The organism is Kribbella sp. NPDC023855 (assembly GCF_040639475.1).
In the GTDB taxonomy this organism is placed as follows: domain Bacteria; phylum Actinomycetota; class Actinomycetes; order Propionibacteriales; family Kribbellaceae; genus Kribbella.
This window is the reverse complement of sequence record NZ_JBFAAA010000005.1, coordinates 150,392-171,592: the sequence shown is the minus strand read 5'-3', so window position 1 is coordinate 171,592 and position 21,201 is coordinate 150,392. Positions and strand designations below refer to the sequence as shown.

Here is a 21,201-nt window from a genome sequence, read left to right as displayed (position 1 = left end):
GCTGAAGCGTACCCCTTACACCTGATGCGATCGCAGGTGGATGTTCTGCAGCAGTCCGACCGCGAGCAGGCCGGCGAACATCGACGAGCCGCCGTAGGAGACGAACGGCAGCGGCAGGCCGGTGACCGGCATGATGCCGAGCGTCATCCCGATGTTCTCGAAGGCCTGGAAGGCGAACCAGCAGACCACGCCGGTGGCGATCAGCCGGCCGAACGCGTCCCGGGCGTTGACCGCGATCCGCAGCCCGCGCCACAGGATCAGGACGAACAGGCAGATGATCGCCCCGGCCCCGATCAGGCCGAGCTCCTCCCCCGCGACGGTGAAGACGAAGTCGGTGTGCTGCTCGGGGACGAACGCGTTCTGGGTCTGTGAGCCGTGGAACAGGCCTTGCCCGAAGACGCCGCCGTTGCCGATCGCGATCCGGGCCTGGTTCACGTTGTAGCCGATGCCCTGCGGGTCCTGGGACGGATCGGCGAAGGCCGTGAACCGGGCCAGCTGGTACTTCTTCAGCACGTTGAACTGGATCGCGAGCACCGCGATCACGGTCGCCGCCGTGACGATGCCGAGCAGCCACCGCTTCGGTACGCCGGACACCGCGATGATCCCGAAGACGATCGAGCCGAGCACCATCACTGTGCCCAGGTCGGGTTGCAGCATCACCAGCATCACCGGGATCGCGGCGACCGCGATGGCCTGCGCGATGTCGATCGTTCGCGCCTCGCGATGATTCGTCTCGCCCTTCTCCGCGATCAGCAGGGCCATCCCGACGATCACCGCGAGCTTGGCGAACTCACTGGGCTGGATCGACATCCACGGCAGCTGGATCCAGGACCGTGAACCGTTGATCGACGCGCCCACCCCCGGCACCAGGACGAGGATCAGCCCGACCACCGACGCGGCGTACAGGACTGGGGCGAGGATGCGGACGCGGCGGTGGTCGGTGACCGCGGCGAGCACGGCGAGGACCAGCCCGATCGCGAAGTTGAGCGCGTGCCGGACCAAGAACGCGTACTGGTTGCCGTCGGTCAGTGAGGTGCGCTGGTGCGTGGCTGACCAGATCAGCAGTGCGCCGATGGCCGAGAGGGCCAGCACTCCGATGACCAGCACCCAGTCGACCTGCCAGAGCGCGGAGCGCCGATCGGCTCGGGGCCGGGACTGCCGGATCGGCGTGAGCAGACTCATCGCGTGGCCTTCTTGGCGGGCGGAACCACCGGCGGCTTGATGTTGTAGAGCGTCTCGTAGATGTGGCGGACCGCAGTACCGGAGGCGCCCGAACCTGTACCGGCTTGGCTGATCATCATCACGACCGAGTAGCGGTCCGTGTAGGTGGCCATCCAGGAGGTGGTCTGCTTGCCGTAGACCTCGGCCGTCCCGGTCTTGGCCCGGATCGGCACCTGGTCGAGCGGGAAGCCGGTGAACTTCCAGGCCGCCGTACCGGTTTTGGCCGTCTGTGCCAGCGACCTGTCGATGAGGCGCAGCGTCGAGGCCGGCACCGGGAGCCTGGAGGCGAGCTTCGATGGGACCGGCCGGACCTTGCCGTTGGGGCCGATCCACGCCTTCGCCACCCGCGGCTCCCAGAGCTTGCCGCCGTTCGCGAGCGCCGCGTAGACCGTTGCGATCTGCAACGGCGTGACAGTGGTGTCGCCCTGACCGATGGAGAAGTTGACCGCGTCACCGGCGCGGTAGCGGTAGCCGTCGACGCAGAACTCGCGGGAGAACTGCTTCAGGAACGGCGAGGTGCCGGCCGGCGGGTTCTCGGCGAGCTTGCAGTAGTAGTCCTTCTGCGCGTCGTAGTACTCCTTCTTCCACTTCCGGTCGGCGATCCGGCCGGACACCTCGCCGGGCAGGTCGATACCGGTCGGCTTGCCGAGGCCGAAGCTCTGCGCCATCCGGACCAGCGGGTCGGTCGCGTCGAGGTCGCCGGAGTTGCCACCCGCCTTCAGCCACAGGGCATAGGCGATCCGGTAGAAGAAGGTGTCGCAGGACAGCGCGAGGGCCTGGTCGAAGCCGATCATCCCGTACGAGGACGACTCGTAGTTCTTGAACCGGCGGTCGCCGACCTCGAAGTACGACGAACAGTCCAGCCGGGTCTTCGGTCCGTACCCGTTGGCCAGCGCGGCCGCGGTGGTGATCGGCTTGAAGGTCGAAGCGGGCGCCAGCTGACCCTGCAGCGCGCGGGAGACCAGCGGGGTCCCGGCCTTGGTCGAGTAGAGCGCGTCGAGCTCGCGTTGCGAGATGCCGCCGACCCAGACACCCGGGTCGTAGCTCGGGTAGCTGGCCATCGCGACGATCTGGCCGGTCTTGGTGTCCATCACCACGGCCGCGCCGGAGTCGGCGACGTACTTCTTCTTGGTGATCTTGTCGTACTGCTTGCGCGCCGTCATGATCGCGCCGCGCAGCTCGGCCTCCACCGAGGCCTGGATGCGGGCGTCGATGCTGGTCATCAGCGTCGAGCCCGGCACCGGCGCGGTCTGCTTCTCGATGCCGGTGGTGTAACCGACCGCGTCGACGATGACGCTCTTGACGCCCGGCGTCCCGCGCAGCAACTGGTCGTATGTGCGCTCGACACCGGCCCGGCCGACCAGGTCCGAGCGGTGTGGCACCGAGTCCTGCCCGGCTTTGTCGAGATCGTCCAGCTCGCCGGTGGTGATCGGCGAGAGATAGCCGAGGATGTGCGCGGCGTTCATCTTGAACGGCGCCGGGTAGGCGCGCAGGGTCTGCGACTCGGCCGCCACCCCGGGGAAGTCCTCGCGGCGCTCCATCACCTCGATCGCGACCTGCTCGCTGACATCCTTCGCGACCGGGATCGGCTGGTACGGCGTACCGTTCCAGCAGGCCGGCGGTTTGGAGGCACCGGGCTCGCCACAGAGCATCGTCCGCGCGGCCAGGTCCTTCGGCTTCTGGCCCAGCACCTTCGCCAGCCTGGCCAGCACTGCCTGTTGCTCACCGTCCGACAGCTTCGCGAGCACGGAGCGGTCCACGGTGATGACCAGCGACACCCGGTTGCCGACCAGCGTCCGCCCGGCCGCATCAACGATCGTGCCGCGGGGCGCCGGGACGAGCACCTGGCGGGTGTGGTTCTGCGTGGCGGCCTGGGAATAGTCGTCGGACGACATCACCTGCATGTACCAGAGCCGCGCGAGCAAGGTGAACATCAGCGAGAAGACGAGCACCTGGATCACGAACAGGCGCAACCGCGGCTTCAGCGGCGCCGGGTTGAAGCTGTCGAAACTCATGACAGCACCCGCCGCCGCTCCCGCGCCGGTACGACGCGTCCCAGCACCCACATCACCAACGGGATCACCACGATCGCGGCGACCACGTCGTACCCGGCGGCGATGCCGAGCCGGACCCCGAACTCACCCCAGTCGACGGCAGGATCGTGCAGCAGAGACCCAGTCGCGGAGTACACAGTCAAAGACAGCGCCGCACCCAGTACTACGGTCAGCGCGACCGCGAGCGGGCCCACCGGGGCAGCCGACGTCTCGCGACGGACCAGACCCGCGACGTACCCGGACAGAGCGAGTGCGAGCGCCCACCGGCCGGCCGTGTGATCGGCGGGCGGCACCACGTCGAGCATCAGGCCGCCCAGGAAGCCGGCGATCGCTCCCCACTCCGCACCCCGGGAGAGCGCGAGCGCGACGACCACAATCATCACCAGGTCGCAACTCACCCCGGCGACCGCGATGTGCGGCAGCAGCGAGGTCTGCACGGTGACCGCGACGATCAGGAACAGAGTCGCCAGCGCAATCCGAACAGCCGGCATCTCAGCGTCCCTCCGCCCATCGCGCCCCGGACGCTGGAAGACCCGATCGTGCTGATCCCGCTGCTGCTGACCAGCTACGCGGGGACGGAGTCCGGGATCCCCTGGCCGCCCGGCTCTCCGCCGGCCCGGAGCCGGTCATCGCGCACCATCCGGCGGGACCGTGGTGCGTGGTGCCCGCGCGGGTGGGCCGGTGACGATCCCTACCAGATCGAGCCGGCTCGGGTCGACGAACGGCTTCACCAGCGCGGTCGAACCGAGCGCGCCCCGGACCGCGGTCACCGAGGTGACCGTGCCGATCGGCACACCCGGCACGTACGGCGCGTTGCCGCTGGAGCCCCAGGTGACGATCCGGTCGCCCACCCGCGGCCGCGCCTTCAGGTCCACCAGCTTGTAGTCGAGCGCCGCCGACGAGCCGATCTCGCCCCGCCCGGAGACGAAGCCGAGCGCCATCGTGGCGTTCAGCCGGCCACCGACGGTGGAGTTCCGGTCGCCGATCAGCAGCACCGTGGCGGTGGCCTCGGTGGTCCGCACGACGCGGCCCACCAGCCCGTCGCCGTTCAGTACTGTCATGTCCGGTCGCACCCCGTCCGCCGTGCCGGCATCGATGGTCACTGTGTGGTTGAAGCTCTGCGCACTGCCCAGCCCGATCACCCGCGCCGGGGTCACCGTGTACTTCGGTGCCACCTTCAGCAGCCGGTCCAGCTCGATGGCCCGGTTGCGCGCGTAGTCCGTCGTCCTCAGCTCACTCACGAGTTTCTCGTTGTCAGCTTTGAGTTTTTCGTTCTCTGCTTTCAATCTATCCATTTCGGCGAACCGGTCCCGCAGGTTGTCCACAGGCTGCCGGGCGCTGGTCGCGGTCGACTCCAGCGGGCCGAAAACCACCGCCGCCGCATGCCGCAGCGGCTCGACCGGTGAGCCGGCCGAGCGTCGCGCGTCCAGCACGATCAGCGTGAACGAGGCCAGGATGACCAGCACCAGGACGGTCCGCCGACGGCGGATCTCGCGGGGCAGCCCGGCCGAACGCACCAGCCCCCGCGCCGGCGTACCGAGATCTTTCAGCATGGGGTCAGCGGCGGTCGGTGACGAGGATGCGGTTCAGCGTCTCGATGTTGTCGACGCACTTGCCGGCGCCGAGTACGACGGCGTCCAGCGGGTTCTCGGCGACGTGGATCGGGATGCCGGTCTCGTGCCGCAGCCGCTCGTCCATGCCCTTCAGCAGCGCGCCGCCGCCGGTCAGCACGATGCCCCTGTCGACGATGTCGCCGGCCAGTTCGGGCGGGGTCTTGTCCAGGGTGGCCTTGACCGCGTCGACGATCGCGGTGATCGGCTCCTCGATCGCCTGCCGGATGCTGGCCGAGGAGACCTTCACCGTCCGCGGCAACCCGGAGATCATGTCCCGGCCGCGGATCTCGGAGTCCGGCCCGTCCGAGCTCGGGAAGGCCGAGCCGATGGTCATCTTGATCTGCTCGGAGGTGGCCTCGCCGAGCATCAGCGAGTACTCCTTCTTGCAGTAGTTCACCACCGCCTTGTCGATCGCGTCACCGGCCACCCGGATCGACTGGCTGGTGACGATCCCGCCGAACGAGATCACCGCCACCTCGGTGGTGCCACCACCGATGTCGACCACCATGTTGCCGGTCGCGTCCCGGACCTCGAGGTTCGAGCCGAGCGCGGCGGCCATCGGCTCCTCGATGATGTAGACCTTGCGCGCGCCGGCCATGTACCCGGCGTCGCGGACCGCCCGCTGCTCCACCGCGGTGATGCCCGACGGTACGCAGACCACGATCCGCGGCTTGGCGAAGTACCGGCGCCGGTGCACCCGCTGGATGAAGTAGCGCAGCATCTGCTCGGCGGCGTCGAAGTCGGCGATCACGCCGTCCTTGAGCGGCCGGATCGCGGTGATGTTGCCCGGCGTCCGGCCGATCATCTTCTTCGCCTCGGCCCCGAACGCCACCGCCTCCCGCGGCTCGTCGGTCCGGATCGCCACCACCGACGGCTCGTTCAGGACCACACCGCGGCCGCGCACGTAGACCAGTGTGTTGGCCGTGCCGAGGTCGACCGCCATGTCGCGGCCGAGCATGCTGTTCGCCATCTCGGACGCCCTCCCGCTGCTCGAGTCCCGGGAATCTCAGGCTAAGCGCGGACCCATCGCCACCCGGGGACCGACACGACCCGTCCGCCCACGACGCATCGTATCGGTCCTTTCACCGCTCGCTTCCAGCCGGCCCCACCGCCAGTACTACGGCAGGCCGGGCGGTACTACGGCAGGTCGGGGAACCAGATCTTGATCTCGCGCTCGGCGGATTCCGGGGAGTCGGAGCCGTGGACGAGGTTCTCCCGGTTGGACAGGGACAGGTCGCCGCGGATCGTGCCGGGAGCTGCCTTCCGGCCGTCGGTGGCGCCGTTCAGGCCGCGGACGACCTCGACCGCCTCGTCGCCCTCAAGCACCAGCGCGACCAGCGGGCCGCTGGTGACGAACTCGCGCAGCGGCGGGTAGAAGTCCCGCTCGACGTGCTCGGCGTAGTGCTGGTCGGCCAGGTCGCCGTCGATCGTGCGCAGGTCCATCGCGACGATGGTCAGGCCCTTGGCCTCGAACCGGCCGAGAACCTCCCCGACCAGGCCACGGCGTACCGTGTCGGGCTTGAGCAGGACGAGGGTGCGCTGCGACATGTCTGTTCTCTCTCCGATGCTGTTCAAGGCGGTCTGCTGCCGCCGAGCCTAGTGCGGTCAGCCGGCAGAGGCCTGGGCGGCCTTGGCCTCATCGATCCTGCGGCCGAGCACGATCGCGGCCACCCAGAACCCGGCGAAGGCCACCCCGAGCACGAACATGGCCGGTACGACGAAGCCGAGTCCGATCGCGGCCACCTGGATGACCGAGCCGAGGATCACGCCGACCTGGTTGCGCAGCAGGCCCGCAGCGATCAGGGCCAGGACCGCGAGCCCCAGGCACAGCGGGAGCGCAGTACTGGGCTCGACGTCGGCGACGGAGATCATCACCGGTGTGACCAGAGCGAGGATCAGGAACTCGAAACCGAGCACGATCCCGCCGAGCATTCTCACCGCTGCTCCCCGGCCGGCTTGCGGACCAGCAGCGTGCGGGCCTCGCCCGCGGTGATCACCGAGCCGGTGATCAGGACGCCGCCGGTACCCATCGCGAGCGCGTTCTCCTCGGCCAGCCGGATCGCGTCGTCGATCGCGTCCAGCAGCTTCGGCCGGACCAGCACCCGGTCCTCGCCGAAGATCTCGGCCGCGAGCTCGCCCAGCTCCTCGGCCGGCATCGACCGCTCGGTGAAGGAGTTCCGGGTGCAGACCACGGTCTCCATGATCGGCTCGTAGGCCTCCAGTACGCCGTACACGTCCTTGTCCTTCATGCAGCCCAGGACGCCAATCAGCGGGTTGAAGGCGAACGCCTCGGTGACAGTGGCAGCGGTCGCCTCGGCACCGTGCGGGTTGTGGGCCGCGTCGACGATGACCGTCGGGCTGGTTCGCACGACCTCCATCCGGCCGGGGCTGGTGATCTCGGCGAAACCGGCTTCGACCAGTTCGCGGGTCATCCGCTGGCCGATGTTCTGCGCGCTGGCGCCGAGCAGCGCCTCGACGGCCGCCAACGCGGTGGCCGCGTTGTGGGCCTGGTACTCACCGTGCAGCGGCAGGAAGATGTCGTCGTACTCGCCGCCGAGTCCCTGGAACGAGACCAGCTGGCCGCCGACCGCGACCGAGCGGCTGACCACGCCGAACTCGAGGCCCTCACGGGCGACCTGGGCACCGACCTGGGCGGCTCGGCGCAGGAGCACCTCGGCGACCTCGGGGCTCTGCTGCGACAGCACCGCAGTACCGCCGGGCTTGATGATTCCGGACTTGTCACCGGCGATCGTGACCGGATCCGCGCCCAGGATGTGCGCGTGGTCGACGGCAATCGGGGTGATCACCGAGACGGTGCCGTCGGCGACGTTGGTGGAGTCCCAGGTGCCGCCCAGGCCGACCTCGATGACCGCGACGTCGACCGGCGCGTCCGCGAAGGCGGCGAAGGCCATCGCGGTGATCACCTCGAAGAACGACAGCGGGTGCTCGTTCTCGGAGTCGACCACGTTCACGTACGGCTCGATCTCGGTGTAGACCTCGACGAACCGCTGCTCGTCGATCGGCTCGCCGTTGAGCGTGATCCGCTCGCGGACGGTCTCCAGGTGCGGGCTGGTGAACCGCCCGGTCCGCAACCCGGCCTCCTGCAGCAGCGCGTCGACCATCCGCGCGGTGGAGGTTTTGCCGTTGGTCCCGGTCAGGTGCACCACCGGGTAGGTCTTCTGCGGGTCGCCGAGCAGCTCGACCAGCCGCCGGACCCGGTCCAGGGTGGGATCGATCTTGTTCTCCGGCCAACGGGCCTGGAGCTTCGCCGACACTTCGGCGTACGAGAGGTCACTCATCAGGGCTTCAGTCTAGGAGGGGGTGTGGATAACCGGTCGGAAGCACCCCTTGACAACCACTAGGATTGCCGTATGACCGAGACGTCCCGTGTTCCTGACAAGCCCACCCTCGAAGGCCTCGAGGAGAAGTGGGCTGCGGTATGGAAGGAACAGCAGACCTACGCGTTCGACCGTACCGCCGAGCGCGCGGACGTCTACTCGATCGACACCCCGCCGCCGACCGTGTCGGGCAAGCTGCACGTCGGGCACATCTTCAGCTACACCCACACCGACCTGATCGCGCGCTTCCAGCGGATGCGCGGCAAGAAGGTGTTCTACCCGATCGGCTGGGACGACAACGGCCTGCCGACCGAGCGCCGGGTGCAGAACTACTACGGCGTCCGGTGCGACCCGACGCTGCCCTATGACCCGGATTTCACGCCGCCGGAGAAGCCGGACCCGAAGAAGCAGATCCCGGTCAGCCGGCAGAACTTCGTCGAGCTGTGCGGTGAGCTGACCCACATCGACGAGCAGGCGTTCGAGCGGATGTGGCGCCAGGTCGGCCTCAGCGTCGACTGGAGCTACCTCTACACGACGATCTCGGACGAGTCCCGGCGTACGTCCCAGCGCGCCTTCCTGCGCAACTACGCCCGCGGCGAGGCCTACCTGTCCGAGGCTCCGACGCTGTGGGACGTCACCTTCCAGACCGCGGTTGCTCAGGCCGAGCTGGAGGCCCGGGAGTACGCGGGCGCCTTCCACAAGATCGCCTTCCACGGCGCCGACGGCCCGATCTACATCGAGACCACCCGGCCCGAGCTGATCCCGGCCTGCGTCGCGCTGATCGCGCACCCGTCCGACGACCGCTACAAAGACCTCTTCGGTACTACGGTCCGCTCGCCGCTGTTCGGGATCGAGGTGCCGGTCCTCGCGCACGAGGCCGCCGAGCCCGACAAGGGCGCGGGCATCGCGATGTGCTGCACCTTCGGTGACCTCACCGACGTTCAGTGGTGGCGTGAGCTGCAGCTGCCGGTCCGCACGGTGATCGGCCGCGACGGCCGGCTGCTGCGCGACACTCCGGAATGGCTCGAGGGCTCGGAGCTCTACGCCGAGCTGGCCGGCAAGACGGTCTTCAGCGCGCGTGAGCTGGTCGTTGCCAAGCTGCGCGAGAGCGGCGACCTGGACGGCGAGCCGAAGCCGACCCAGCGGATGGCGAACTTCTTCGAGAAGGGCGACAAGCCGCTGGAGATCGTCTCCACCCGGCAGTGGTACATCGCCAACGGCGGCCGCAGCGAGGACCTGCGGGCCGAGTTCGTCGAGCTCGGTCAGCGCGAGGAGTGGGTGCCGGAGCACATGCGGCACCGCTACCAGAACTGGGTCGAAGGCCTGAACGGTGACTGGCTGATCTCCCGCCAGCGCTTCTTCGGCGTCCCGTTCCCGGTCTGGTACCCGATCGGCCAGGACGGCGAGCCGGACTACGACCACCCGCTGATGCCGCGCGAGGAGGACCTGCCGATCGACCCGACCTCGCAGGCCCCGGCCGGCTTCGACGAGTCGCAGCGCGGCAAGCCCGGCGGCTTCCAGGCCGACCCGGACGTGATGGACACCTGGGCCACCTCGTCCCTGACCCCGCAGATCGTCTGCGGCTGGGAGCGCGACCCGGACCTGTTCGCCCGGACCTTCCCGATGGACCTGAACACGCATGCGCACGACATCATCCGGACCTGGCTGTTCTCCCGGGTGGTCCGCGCGCAGTTCGAGAACGGCACGCTGCCGTGGAAGCGCTCGATGATCTCCGGTTTCGTCGTCGACCCGGACCGGAAGAAGTTCAGCAAGTCCAAGGGCAACGCCGCGCTGCCCGACGACATCCTGAACAAGTTCGGCTCGGACGCCGTCCGCTGGCGGGCCGCGATGGCCCGGCCGGGGCTGGACTCGCCGTTCGACGAGTCGCAGATGAAGGTCGGCCGCCGGCTGGCGATCAAGGTCCTGAACGCGTCGAAGTTCGTGCTCGGCTTCGGTGCCACCTCGGTGGACGCCGGCGCCGTCACCGAGCCGGTCGACCTGGCGATGCTGGCTCAGTTGCGCAAGGTGATCGACGACGCCACCGCTGCCTTCGAGCGGTACGACTACACCGGCGCGCTCGAGGTCACCGAGCGGTTCTTCTGGACCTTCTGCGACGACTACGTCGAGCTGGTCAAGGAGCGCGCGTACGGCGGGCACGGTGAGGCGGGCGCCACCTCGGCGAAGGCGGCGCTGGCTGTCGCGTTGTCGGTTCAGTTGCGGCTGCTCGCGCCGTACCTGCCGTTCGCGACCGAAGAGGTCTGGTCGTGGTGGCAGGAAGGCTCGATCCACCAGACGTCCTGGCCGGTCGCATCGGTTGATGTCGCTGCTGCTGAGCAGGACCCGGCGGTCCTCGATGCTGTCGCGGAGGTGCTCGCGGGTATCCGGGGCGCCAAGTCGACCGCGCAGGTGTCGATGAAGACCGAGGTCTCCAAGGCCGAGGTCAGCGGACCTGCGGCGCGACTGACCCTGGCGGAGCAAGCCGAGGTCGACCTCCGAGCCGCCGGCCGCATCACCGGCGAAATCCTCTGGAGCCCCGACGACTCGGACGCAGTCTCAGTCATCGCAACCCTCTGAGCCGCCCGCCCCACGCCTGACTCAGCCCTGCACCGTTCCCTGGGGGACATCGCGGAGTTGGAGCCGGGTGGTGGTCCGAGTTCACGTAGTTGGTGGCGCCCGCTTCCCCGGAGGCGGGCGCTACTGCTTTCACCGGACCGACTACCCTGCGGCATCACCTTGTCCTGATATGAAACGATCGGCGTAGCCCAAGCCCGACCCCCCGGCGACCCCGTCCGAGCGCCCGCGAGGAGCACCACATGCCCACTCCCCCCACCCCCGCCCCGGACGACCGCCCCACCCACCCAAACACCCCCACAACCCCCAATTCTCCTAAGCAACCACCCACCAAGAAGTCCGCATCCCGAAAGCAGCCGGCCTCCCCGAAGACCGCATCCCCCAAGCAGCCGACTTCCGCGAAGCCCTCCTCACCCAAGCAGCCAGTTACCCCGAAGTCCGCCTCACCCGAGCAGCCGGCCCACCCCACGCCTACACCCCCAGCAACCGCCGCGGCCCCACCCGCAACCGCGAGCACCCCCAGCGCGAGCACCCCTCCCCCGACCTCCACACCACCCAAGCAGCCGGCGACCCTGAAGTCCGCCTCACCCGAGCAGCCGGCCCACCCCACGCCTGCACCCCCAGCAACCGCCGCGGCCCCTCCCGCAACCGCGAACACCCCCAGCGCGAGCACCCCTCCCACGACCTCCACACCACCCAAGCAGCCAGCTACCCCGAAGACCGCCCCACCCGAGCAGCCGGCCAACCCCACGCCTGCACCTCCGGCAACCGCCGCGGCCCCTCCCGCAACCGCGGACACCCCCAGTGCGAGCACCCCTCCCGCGAGCTCCGCACCACCCAAGCAGCCGGCTACCCCGAAGGCCGCCGCACCCGAGCAGCCGGCCAGCCCCACGCCTGCACCTCCGGCAACCGCCGCGGCCCCACCCGCAACCGCGAACACCCCCAGTGCGAGCACCCCTCCCCCGAAGGCCGCGCCGGGTCAGCAGTCGGCTGTGACCGCGCCGACGCTCGCGGGAGGCTCGGCGGCTCCCGTGGCTAGCTCGGGCTCAGCCGGGCAGGGCGACGGTCCCGTGAAGCCGTCTACACTCACCCCCTCCGCCCCCTCCAGCTCCGGCAAGACGGGCGGATCTGCGCCCTCTGGCTCCGGCAAGGCAGATGGATCTGCGGCCTCCAGCGCAGGCAAAGCGGACGGATCTGCGGCCTCTGGCGCAGGCAAGGCGGGCGGCTCGGGGGCCTCCGGCTCGGCGGGTGGTGTGGATGGGGCGTCTGTTGCTGAGACGAAGGTGGAGAAGGGTGCCACGGGTGTGTGGTGGAAGGCGCCGTGGCGGCAGGTTAAAAAGGTGCAGTGGCGGCGGAATCCGTGGGTGACTGTTGGTGGGATTGTGCTGGCTTTGCTCGTGGTGGCAGCTGTCGGGTACTTCGCCGGGCTCGGTCCGATGAGCCGATTGAACACCGCCCGCGGAATCGAGCCGCCCGCGAAGCTGGCCGGGCTCGACCGGGTGACCGACCCGCAGATTCGTGAGCAGCTGAAGCTGGACCAGACCCGCGACGCGCTGAGCCGGATCAACGACGGCAAGCAGGCGACCGTCGAGGCGTACGGGAATCTCGACGGCCAGCGGCTGTTCGTGATGATCGCTCTGCGCGGCAAGGTCGACATCGACAAGACGATCAAGGACTCCGGCGCGACCCCCGACCTGGTCAAGCAGGTCGGCCAGGCCACCTGCGTCGAGTCCAACGCCAGGCTGCCAACCCAGTGCTACCGCGGCTCCAACACCCTCACCGTGATCGCCCAAGCCGCCAACGAGGGCGTCAGCGCCACCGAAGTCGGCCCGCTCGCCGACGAGGCGTTCGCGGCGCTGAAGTAGTCAGCCGAGCAATCCGCTGATCAGGATCATCACCGGGATCGAGACCAACGTGCTCAGCAGTACCGCACTCCGGGCCAGCCGCCGCGCGGTGCGGTACTGGACGGCGTACACGTAGACGTTCTGGGCGGTCGGTAGCGCGGCGAGCAGCACGGGTGCGAGCAACGCGGCGCCTTCGAGGCCGAGCGCCCACCGCCCGATGACGAAGGCCACCACCGGTTGCACGAACGTCTTCAGCACAACAGCCAGTACGGCGTCCCGGTCAAGGCTGATCGAGTCCTTCGCCCCACTGAGGCTCAACCCGTACGCCACCAGCGCGACCGGCACCGCAGCCGCGGCCACCAGGTCAATCGGCCGCATCAGCAACGCCGGCAGGTCGACCCCGACGGCCGCGATGAGCAACCCGAGCAGCGACGCGACGGTCAACGGGTTCCGCAGCGGCCGGGTCAGCAGCGTCCGCAACGGCACACGTCGCCCGCTCCCCTGCCGGTCCCCATCCAGTACTGCGAACGCGACCGGCGCCATCACCAGCAACTGGAACAGCACGATCGGTGCCACCAACGCGCCATCGCCGAGCACGTACACGGCAACCGGCACGCCCAGGTTTCCGGCGTTCACGTACGAAGCAGCCAGTACTCCGATCGTTGCCTCGGCGCGGCTCCGTCGCCAGATCAGCACCGCGATACCGAGATACAAGAGCTGAACCACGAAGATGCCGGCCAGGTTGGTGAGCAGGACCGGCGAGAAGATCGCATGCAGATCGGCCCGGGCGACCGTGGTGAAGAGCAACGCCGGAGTCGCCACGTAGAACGCCAGCCGCGACAGGACCAGCTCGTCCTCGGAGCGCAGTACGCCGAACAACCCGACCAGGTAGCCCAGGATGGCGACCGAGACCAAGGCGACAAAAGCGGCGACGACACCAGACATCGGAGCGGGTCAGACCTTCGGCGGCTTCGTCACTCCGGCGATCGTATCCGAAACCATTCACCCGCAGGTTACTGACGAGCCAGCCGTTCAAGTGGAAAGATTCCACCAAAACCTCACAGGATGGCCGCCATGACACCTCCCGCCAGCCCCACCAGCTCTGCCGCCTCCGTACGCCGTACCCGCGGCGCCCTCGCGCGCCGTACTCGCACCGCACTCTCCGGAGTCACGGCCCTCGTCGCGGTCACCGCGCTGACCGCCGCCCCGGCCACTCCAGCCGTAGCCGAACCCATCCAGAATCCCGCGCAACCGTCGTCCGCCACGCTCCCGCTCGGTGACGCGGATCTGCTCGAGACTCGCACCACCACGACGCTCGCCACGGGCGTCACGCTGACCCGCATCGTCCGCGGCACCGACCCGGCCCCGGCGGACCAGATCAACACCACGACGCGCGGCCCGTGGGTCGTCAACGTGCTCACCATCGACCCGCGCAAGGCGAAGGGCGAGCTCAAGGCGACCTACGGTCCCGACCTCGCCAAGGTCGAGAAGACGACCGACCTGGTCCGCGCCGCGGGTGCCGTCGCCGGCGTGAACGCGTCGTTCTTCACCTTCACCGCCAGCGCGCTCTACCCCGGCGACCCGGTCGGGCTCGGCATCTTCGACGGCAAGCTGCTCAGCGAGCCGCTCACCGACCCGAACGAGGCCAACCTGGTGATCGATGCCAAGCGCAACAAAGCGGTGATGGGTCACCTCCGCTGGACCGGCGCCGTCCGGAACCCGAAGACCGGCGCGACCCTGCCCCTCGAATTCGTCAACCACCCACCGGTGATCCCCGCCGCCTGCGCCACCCTGCCCGAGCAGACGTCCTGCACCGTGCCTGGCGACATCACCCTCTTCACGCCAGAGTTCGCCGCAACCACCCCAGCCGGCGCAGGCATCGAGGTCGTCCTCGACAAGCGTGGCTGCATCGAGCGAGTCGCCGCGACCCGCGGTACCGCCCTCACAGCGGGCCAGACCTCACTGCAGGCAACCGGCAGCGACGCGAACGCCCTGCTCGCCATGGTGTCCCACACCTGCCTGCGCACCGACCTCGCGGTCTCTGACGAATCCGGCGAAAAGGTTGCCCTCCGCAAGGGCCTGTACGGCGTGACCGGCCGCTACCGCCTCACCGCCAACGGCGAGATCGTCGTACCGGCGGGCACCGGCAGCTTCTTCGCCCGCAACCCACGCACGATCGCCGGCACCTCGCGCGACGGCAAGATCACGCTCGCCACCATCGACGGTCGCCAGACCACCAGCGTCGGTACGACGATGGACGAGACGGCCGCGGTCGCCAAGGCACTCGGCCTGCACAACGCGATCAACCTGGACGGCGGCGGCTCGACCGCGATGGCGGTCAACGGCGCCCTGGTCAGCCACCCGAGCGGCGCGGGCGGCGCCGAACGAGCCGTCGGCGACGCAATCGTCTACGTCGACCGCTGACAAACAGAAGCCCAGGCGGCCGGCTACCCGGTCCGCCTGGGCTTCTCCCCAGCTCAGAAGTTGTTGTTGGAGATGTCCTGCCCCAGAGCCACCTGGTCGTAGGTGTTTCCGTCGTTGTCATCCGTGTAGGCGACAGCGACCTCAGCCCACGGCGACACGGCAACCACCATCTGCTCCTGCCGCCCCGCAGTCAGCTGGCTCAACTGCTGGGCCGACAGCTGCGGCGCGTCCGTAGTACCGGTGGAGTTGAATCCGCGGACCCACACGTCGAGGTCGGCAGCCTGCGCTGTCCAGCCGACCACCGTGCGCGCCTGGTCGTCGATGCCCACCGACGGACTCTTGCCCCCGGCAACCACTTCCACCTCCGCGTAGCGAGCCGCTCCCGTCCCGGTGAAGCCGCGGGTCCACGCCCCGGCAGTAGCGGTGTGGTTCGACTCCCACGCGACAGCGAAGTCACCGTTGAAGTTGGCGGCTACTGACGCGTTCGTCTGTGCGCCCGTCACGCTGGCATTCGCCGTACGCCGGGACAGCGTGACCGCGCCGGTCGTCCGGGCCAGACCAACCAGCCCGACGTTGTACGACGTATCGGTGCTGCCGTCATCCCATACGACGATCGCGTCGCCGGAGGCTGACACGGCAACATCCGGGTTGTGGTGCTGGCCCGTCGCCGTCGAGGCAGTCACTTCGTAGGCGCGAGTCGTCGGACCAGTGAACCCCGCGGCCTTGACCGTCGGCTGCGCGCCCGTCTGGATGTCCTCCCAGACCACAGTGAAGGCGACAGCACCGCCGACGGGAGCGCCATCCGGGTCGACTGCCACCCGTGGGTTGATCTGCTGACCATCGGAGCTGGTGTTGGCACTACCGGAGGCAGTGACAGTCCCAGCGGTGTTCACGACGCGGTACGGGACGTTGTAGTAGCCGTTGCCGTCCGGGTCGTCGGCCCACACCACGACGGCGTTGCCCTTGTCGTCCAGTCCGACGTCCGGGTGTAGGTGGCGCCAGTTGGTGACGCCGCTGCCACCGGCCGCGGACAGCTTCGTCTCGTAGAGCGCAGTTCCGTTGCGATACAGCCGCAGAAAGACTTCGCTGTGCGCGTTGTCGGTCGCCGCGGTCGTGTCGCGATCGTCCTCCCACACGACGGCGACGTACCCGTTGCGGTTGGTCGCGATGGCGGGAGCATCCTGGTCGCCGGTCGAGACGCTGTTGGCAGTCGTCCAGACAGGCGTGGCGACAGCGGCATGGGCGGGCGTGGCGATGGTGGCGGTCGCGGCGGTGAACAGCACCCCGAGCGCGGCGGTGAAGAGCTTCTTCTTCATGGCTGGTCCCCTCACACGGCCTGAAGGCCGGGCCGGCCCTCTTCGATCACGAACGACTTCACGGTGCTCACCGCGGCGTCGTGCTCCGACACCTTCGCCACCGCACGGAAGTCCGCGCGCATCTGGGTCGGGCTCACCGTCGTCCGGACGTAGCCGCGGCGGTTGTTGAAGAACTTGAGCCACGGGTTGGTCCCCACATCGGGGATGGTGGTGGCGCCGTCCCCGTCCCCACCAGAGGTGACCGAGCTCGTCACCAGCTCACTGCCGATCACGGCCGAGTTCGCGTTGTTGTAGTCGGCCATCAGGTTGCTCGCCCACGCGCGGTGGACATCTCCAGTGAGCACCACCGGGTTCCGCGTACCGCGACTGACCCAGCCCTGCTGGATCCGGGCCCGTGAGGCGCGGTAGCCGTCCCACGAGTCCATGCTCGCCCCAGACGCGTTGAAGCGCCTGGCGAAGAACACCTGCTGCCCGATGATGTCCCAGGTGCCAGTGTGCTCGGCCAGACCGTTCAGCAGCCAGGTCTCCTGGGTGTTGCCGGGCAGACTGCGAGTGGCGAGGTCGGCGTCCGAGCAGACCTTCCAGCCGTCGCCACAGGCCTGGTCGTTGCGGTACTGCCTGGTGTCGAGCATGTGGAAGGTAGCCAGGTTCCCCCACTGCAGACGCCGGTACAGCGGGATGGAGGCACCGTTGTTGGCCTGCGCCGGCCGCAGCGGCATGTTCTCGTAGTACGCCTTGTAGGCGGCGCTACGCCGAGCAGTCCACTCTGCCGCCGTCAGTACCGGCGTGCTGTCCGCACGGATGTTGCCCGCGTGGTTGTTCTCCACCTCGTGGTCGTCCGGCACCACAATCCACGGCGCTGCCGCGTGCGCCGCCTGCAGATCCGGGTCCGATTTGTACTGCGCATAGCGGCGGCGGTAGTCGGCCAGCGTGGTGATCTCCGTACTGCCCAGGTGCAGTCGCGTCCGGCCCGCAGTGGCCGGGTACTCGTAGATGTAGTCGCCCAGGAACAGGATGACGCCCGGGTTGTCCTCAGCCATCCGGCGGTATGCCGTGTAGTAGCCCTCCTCGTAGTGCGCGCAGGAGGCGAAGGCCATGACCAGGTCGCGGCCGTTGGTACCCGTCGCGGGCGCAGTACGGGTTCGGCCTACGGGTGAGACGTGGCCTTGGGCGCGGAAACGGTAGAAGTAGTCCGAGTCGGGGTTGAGGCCGCTGGCCACCACGTGCACCGAGTGCGCCGCGGCGTACGTCGCAGTGACGGTGCCCGAGGCGACCAGAGTGCTGAAGAGCTCGTTGGTCGACACCTGCCAGTCCACAGCGACATTGGTGTTGGCCATACCGCCCTGACCGTCCGCGTTCAGCGGGGAGGGGGCCAGGCGAGTCCACAGCACGACGCTGCCGGAGTCAGGTTCGCCGGAGGCGACTCCCAGCTGGAACGGGTACGGGACGGCGGCAGTGGCGGTGATGATGCTCGAGCGGGCCGGCAGTGCGGTGGCACCGGCCGCCGCGAGTCCGCCGAGGACAAGAGTTCGACGACTGATGGGTTTCATGGGCCTCACCTTCCGAGGTGCGCATGGCGCGCGGCCCTCCGGACGGATGAAGCAGGCGTTGCCGTCCGGAGAACCTCACGATTGGGGCGGTTCATGCCCATGGTCCCCATAATTTGGTAAATTTCCTACCACTTGTCCTACTGAACAACGGCCCCCTGGACCTGCTTCTTGGCGGCCGGGACCGGATCGAAGGGCTTGCGGTCCTGCTGACACGTGCTGCCGTCAGCGGGGGCTTCGAGCTGCGTCAGGTACGCCGTGATCTTGGCATCGGCGCAGGCGCTCTTGCCGAGCGTGGTGTGTCCCCAGCCCTCGACAGTGACCATCCGCGCGTCGGGGTACAGGTCGGAGTACGGGCGGGTGGCCTGGTACGGCGTGGCCGGGTCGTAGCGGGTGCCGATGACGAGGACCGGTGACTTCACCTTGGTCTGCCACGGGCCAAGGAAGGCGTCGGCGTCGCGGATCGGCAGGAACTCACAGGTCTGGCCGACCCACGCACGCATCCGCCCGAAGTGGGGAGCTGCCTTGTCCGCCGCGTCGGCGTACACCGGGTAGGCGAACGGCCGGCCACTCTGCTTCGCCTCGATGCACGGCTGCAGGACCTCACCGATGGACGTGTACTCCTCCTTGCGCCGGTTCCACTCGACGAGGGCCTCGGGTGCCTTGGCAGCGAGGGCCTTGGCATGCGCCTGCCCACTGGTGGCCAGGTCGGCGTAGAAGTCGGCAAGCGACGGCCAGGCGGCCGGCTCGTACAGGTACTGGAAGGTCAGCGCGACCGCGACCTGGTACGTCACAGTCACCGTGGTTCCGTCCGGCAACGGTACGACGATCGGCTTCGTCTTGAGCTTCTGCAAGGTGCTCTCGACAACAGTCGCCGGGTCACCGAGCTTCGCGAGCGAGCACTGAGCAGCGCCGGCCTTCTTGCACTCCGCCTTGAACTGGGCAAACGTCTCCGCGGCGCCGTCCCCCTGCCGGAGCCGTACGCCGATAGGCCGCCGGTCGCCGTCAGAGCCGGAGTACCAGCCGGTCTCGAGCGTGCCGTCAAGCACGAGCGCGCGGACCTTGGTCGGGAACAGCTTCGCGTAGGTGGCGCCGAGGTACGTGCCGTAGGAGTAGCCGACGTAGCTGAGCTTCTGGTCGCCGACGGCCTGGCGGAGCAGGTCCATGTCCCGGGCAACGTTCGCCGTCGAGAAGTGTGCGAGCCGGTCCGGTGAGGTGGTCAGGCAGCTCAGGGCCAGCTTCAGGTTGGCGCGGGTGAACGACCGCTCCTCGGCCGGCGTGACCGGGTACGGCGGTTGGCCGGCCAGTAGAGCGGCCTCCTCGGCAGCGGTCGGGGCACAGGTCACCGGGTCCGACTTGCCGACGCCGCGCGGGTCGAACCCGAGGATGTCGAACTGCGCGCGCACCTGCGGCGTGTAGGCGACCTGCGCGAACTGCTGGACGAACGGGACGCCAGGACCGCCTGGACCGCCCGGGTTGGTGAACAGCGTGCCGATCCGGCGAGCCGGGTCGCTGGCGGGCAACCGGGTCAGCGCGATCGTGGTGGTGGACCCGCGCGGGCGGTCGTAGTCGGTCGGGACCTCTACAGTCGCGCACTGGAAGGGTTTCAAGGCAGGGTCGTTGCCACAGCTCCCCCAGTTGATCTTCGGTACGACCAGCGTGGCTGCTGCGGCTGTAGTTGTTGCACTTGCTGTTGCTGTTGCTGTTGCTGTTGCCGGTACTACGAGTGCGACGGCCCCCAGGACGGCTGAGACCCGTTTGATGCTTCTGGCACTCACGGCGGCTCTCCTCACATCGACGATTGGACGTCATCGACGCTAGGCGCGGGCGCCCTCGGCCCACGTCCACCACGAGAAGGAGGCCGGCGGTCCGCCTCGCAGCGGATGCCGGCCCCCATCAGGAGTGAGCCCGGCGAGCTGGGCTCGCCGCAGTACGTAGTACAGGGTGTCAGGCGGTCTTCTCGCGGCGCTCGCGCTTGCGCTCGATCTGGTCGCGCGGGATCAGCGTCGGGTTGACGTTCTCCAGCACGACCTCGCCGGTGACGACGACCTTGGCGACGTCCTCGCGGCTCGGCACCTCGTACATGACGTTGAGCAGGACTTCTTCCATGATCGCCCGCAGTCCACGAGCACCGGTGCCGCGCAGCAGCGCCTGGTCCGCGATCGCCTCGACCGCGTCCTCGCTGAACTCCAGCTCGACGTTGTCGATCTCGAACAGCCGCCGGTACTGCTTGACCAGCGCGTTCTTCGGCTCGGACAGGATCTTGATCAGCGCGTCGCGGTCCAGCGGGGAGACCGTGGTGATGACCGGGAGCCGGCCGATGAACTCGGGGATCAGGCCGAACTTGAGCAGGTCCTCCGGCATGACGTCGGAGTACCCGCTGAGCTCCTTGGGCTTCTCCGGTTCGCGCTTGGCGTTGAAGCCGAGCGTCTTCTTGCCGACCCGCTGCTCCACCATGTGGTCCAGCCCGGCGAACGCGCCGCCGACGATGAACAGCACGTTGGTGGTGTCGATCTGGATGAACTCCTGGTGCGGATGCTTGCGGCCACCCTGCGGCGGAACGCTGGCCGTGGTCCCTTCCAGGATCTTCAGCAGCGCCTGCTGGACGCCCTCACCGGACACGTCGCGGGTGATCGACGGGTTCTCGCTCTTGCGGGCGATCTTGTCGACCTCGTCGATGTAGATGATGCCCGTCTCGGCCTTCTTGACGTCGTAGTCGGCCGCCTGGATCAGCTTCAGCAGGATGTTCTCGACGTCCTCGCCGACATACCCCGCCTCGGTCAGTGCGGTGGCGTCGGCGATCGCGAACGGGACGTTCAGCATCCGGGCGAGCGTCTGGGCCAGGTACGTCTTGCCGCAGCCCGTCGGGCCGATCAGCAGGATGTTCGACTTGGCCAGCTCGACCGCCTCGTCCTTCGCGTGCCGGCCGGCGCTCGACGAGCCCTGACCGTCGCGGACCCGCTTGTAGTGGTTGTAGACCGCCACCGCGAGCGCCTTCTTCGCCACGTCCTGTCCGACGACGTAGGCATTGAGGAAGTCGTAGATCTCACGGGGCTTCGGCAGCTCCGTCAGACCGACCTCGGAGCCCTCGTTCAGCTCCTCCTCGATGATCTCGTTGCAGAGATCGATGCACTCGTCGCAGATGTAGACGCCGGGACCGGCGATGAGCTTCTTGACCTGCTTCTGGCTCTTGCCGCAGAACGAGCATTTGAGCAGGTCACCGCCGTCACCTATGCGTGCCACCGGGACAGATCCCTTCTCTGAGCAGTCGAA

At 68.6% G+C, this 21,201-nt stretch carries 16 protein-coding genes; 3 read left to right on the top strand and 13 right to left on the bottom strand.

Features of this window, described 5'->3' with window-relative positions; all coding sequences use genetic code 11:
* Nucleotides 1–15: 15 nt before the first annotated feature.
* The 8 genes from rodA to AB0F51_RS19820 all read right to left on the bottom strand — a co-directional run bounded on the left by rodA (nucleotide 16) and on the right by AB0F51_RS19820 (nucleotide 8,187).
* Nucleotides 16–1,182 carry a rod shape-determining protein RodA gene (rodA, locus tag AB0F51_RS19855; RefSeq protein ID WP_360281856.1) on the bottom strand — a complete coding sequence of 389 codons (1,167 nt, stop codon included), beginning with the start codon at nucleotides 1,180–1,182 and terminating at the stop codon, nucleotides 16–18.
* A complete protein-coding gene (gene mrdA / locus AB0F51_RS19850; protein ID WP_360281854.1) occupies nucleotides 1,179–3,236 on the bottom strand; it encodes a penicillin-binding protein 2 in 2,058 nt (685 codons plus the stop codon). Before mrdA ends, rodA begins: the two co-directional genes overlap by 4 nt.
* The gene (gene mreD, locus AB0F51_RS19845; RefSeq protein WP_360281852.1) at nucleotides 3,233–3,766 is read right to left on the bottom strand and encodes a rod shape-determining protein MreD; all 534 of its coding nucleotides are present in this window, start codon (nucleotides 3,764–3,766) and stop codon (nucleotides 3,233–3,235) included. The genes mrdA and mreD overlap by 4 nt, the downstream gene beginning before the upstream one ends.
* Nucleotides 3,767–3,901: 135 nt before the next feature.
* A complete protein-coding gene (mreC, locus tag AB0F51_RS19840) occupies nucleotides 3,902–4,828 on the bottom strand; it encodes a rod shape-determining protein MreC (RefSeq protein WP_360281850.1) in 927 nt (308 codons plus the stop codon).
* Nucleotides 4,829–4,832: 4 nt separating this feature from the next.
* Nucleotides 4,833–5,858, bottom strand: a complete 1,026-nt coding sequence (locus tag AB0F51_RS19835; protein WP_360281848.1) for a rod shape-determining protein — start codon at nucleotides 5,856–5,858, stop codon at nucleotides 4,833–4,835.
* 167 nt (nucleotides 5,859–6,025) lie between these two features.
* Nucleotides 6,026–6,436, bottom strand: a complete 411-nt coding sequence (gene ndk, locus AB0F51_RS19830; protein WP_360281846.1) for a nucleoside-diphosphate kinase — start codon at nucleotides 6,434–6,436, stop codon at nucleotides 6,026–6,028.
* A gap of 57 nt (nucleotides 6,437–6,493) precedes the next feature.
* Nucleotides 6,494–6,820 carry a DUF4233 domain-containing protein gene (locus AB0F51_RS19825; RefSeq protein ID WP_360282546.1) on the bottom strand — a complete coding sequence of 109 codons (327 nt, stop codon included), beginning with the start codon at nucleotides 6,818–6,820 and terminating at the stop codon, nucleotides 6,494–6,496.
* A 2-nt stretch (nucleotides 6,821–6,822) separates the two neighbouring features.
* The gene (locus tag AB0F51_RS19820) at nucleotides 6,823–8,187 is read right to left on the bottom strand and encodes a folylpolyglutamate synthase/dihydrofolate synthase family protein (protein WP_360281844.1); all 1,365 of its coding nucleotides are present in this window, start codon (nucleotides 8,185–8,187) and stop codon (nucleotides 6,823–6,825) included.
* 72 nt (nucleotides 8,188–8,259) lie between these two features.
* On the opposite strand from AB0F51_RS19820, the gene valS reads away from it, so the two are divergent.
* Together valS and AB0F51_RS19810 are read left to right on the top strand one after the other, a co-directional pair.
* A complete protein-coding gene (gene valS / locus AB0F51_RS19815) occupies nucleotides 8,260–10,800 on the top strand; it encodes a valine--tRNA ligase (RefSeq protein WP_360281842.1) in 2,541 nt (846 codons plus the stop codon).
* Nucleotides 10,801–12,161: 1,361 nt separating this feature from the next.
* Nucleotides 12,162–12,662 (top strand): hypothetical protein, encoded by a 501-nt coding sequence (locus AB0F51_RS19810; protein WP_360281840.1) that lies wholly within the window; start codon nucleotides 12,162–12,164, stop codon nucleotides 12,660–12,662.
* Here AB0F51_RS19810 and AB0F51_RS19805 read toward each other — a convergent pair whose 3' ends face one another.
* Nucleotides 12,663–13,586 (bottom strand): AEC family transporter, encoded by a 924-nt coding sequence (locus tag AB0F51_RS19805; protein WP_360281838.1) that lies wholly within the window; start codon nucleotides 13,584–13,586, stop codon nucleotides 12,663–12,665.
* Between the two features lie 129 nt (nucleotides 13,587–13,715).
* Between AB0F51_RS19805 and AB0F51_RS19800 the strand changes: the two genes are divergently transcribed.
* Entirely contained in the window at nucleotides 13,716–15,065 is a 1,350-nt protein-coding gene (locus AB0F51_RS19800; RefSeq protein WP_360281836.1) for a phosphodiester glycosidase family protein, read from the top strand.
* A 53-nt stretch (nucleotides 15,066–15,118) separates the two neighbouring features.
* Here AB0F51_RS19800 and AB0F51_RS19795 read toward each other — a convergent pair whose 3' ends face one another.
* The 4 genes from AB0F51_RS19795 to clpX all read right to left on the bottom strand — a co-directional run bounded on the left by AB0F51_RS19795 (nucleotide 15,119) and on the right by clpX (nucleotide 21,171).
* Nucleotides 15,119–16,381, bottom strand: coding sequence for a hypothetical protein (locus AB0F51_RS19795; RefSeq protein ID WP_360281834.1), 1,263 nt, complete (start codon nucleotides 16,379–16,381; stop codon nucleotides 15,119–15,121).
* Between the two features lie 11 nt (nucleotides 16,382–16,392).
* A complete protein-coding gene (locus AB0F51_RS19790) occupies nucleotides 16,393–17,931 on the bottom strand; it encodes an alkaline phosphatase D family protein (protein ID WP_360281832.1) in 1,539 nt (512 codons plus the stop codon).
* Nucleotides 17,932–18,068: 137 nt separating this feature from the next.
* Entirely contained in the window at nucleotides 18,069–19,706 is a 1,638-nt protein-coding gene (locus tag AB0F51_RS19785; protein ID WP_360281830.1) for an alpha/beta hydrolase, read from the bottom strand.
* 169 nt (nucleotides 19,707–19,875) lie between these two features.
* Nucleotides 19,876–21,171 carry an ATP-dependent Clp protease ATP-binding subunit ClpX gene (gene clpX, locus AB0F51_RS19780; RefSeq protein WP_360281828.1) on the bottom strand — a complete coding sequence of 432 codons (1,296 nt, stop codon included), beginning with the start codon at nucleotides 21,169–21,171 and terminating at the stop codon, nucleotides 19,876–19,878.
* Nucleotides 21,172–21,201: the final 30 nt, after the last annotated feature.

Coding starts and splice junctions, on each gene's coding strand:
- AB0F51_RS19805 (WP_360281838.1), bottom strand. CDS start 13,586: ATGTCTGGTGTCGTCGCCGCTTTTGTCGCCTTGGTCTCGGTCGCCATC.
- AB0F51_RS19825 (WP_360282546.1), bottom strand. CDS start 6,820: ATGCTCGGCGGGATCGTGCTCGGTTTCGAGTTCCTGATCCTCGCTCTG.
- AB0F51_RS19795 (WP_360281834.1), bottom strand. CDS start 16,381: ATGAAGAAGAAGCTCTTCACCGCCGCGCTCGGGGTGCTGTTCACCGCC.
- mreC (WP_360281850.1), bottom strand. CDS start 4,828: ATGCTGAAAGATCTCGGTACGCCGGCGCGGGGGCTGGTGCGTTCGGCC.
- mreD (WP_360281852.1), bottom strand. CDS start 3,766: ATGCCGGCTGTTCGGATTGCGCTGGCGACTCTGTTCCTGATCGTCGCG.
- ndk (WP_360281846.1), bottom strand. CDS start 6,436: ATGTCGCAGCGCACCCTCGTCCTGCTCAAGCCCGACACGGTACGCCGT.
- AB0F51_RS19790 (WP_360281832.1), bottom strand. CDS start 17,931: ATGAAACCCATCAGTCGTCGAACTCTTGTCCTCGGCGGACTCGCGGCG.
- AB0F51_RS19835 (WP_360281848.1), bottom strand. CDS start 5,858: ATGGCGAACAGCATGCTCGGCCGCGACATGGCGGTCGACCTCGGCACG.
- AB0F51_RS19800 (WP_360281836.1), top strand. CDS start 13,716: ATGACACCTCCCGCCAGCCCCACCAGCTCTGCCGCCTCCGTACGCCGT.
- mrdA (WP_360281854.1), bottom strand. CDS start 3,236: ATGAGTTTCGACAGCTTCAACCCGGCGCCGCTGAAGCCGCGGTTGCGC.
- rodA (WP_360281856.1), bottom strand. CDS start 1,182: ATGAGTCTGCTCACGCCGATCCGGCAGTCCCGGCCCCGAGCCGATCGG.
- AB0F51_RS19820 (WP_360281844.1), bottom strand. CDS start 8,187: ATGAGTGACCTCTCGTACGCCGAAGTGTCGGCGAAGCTCCAGGCCCGT.
- valS (WP_360281842.1), top strand. CDS start 8,260: ATGACCGAGACGTCCCGTGTTCCTGACAAGCCCACCCTCGAAGGCCTC.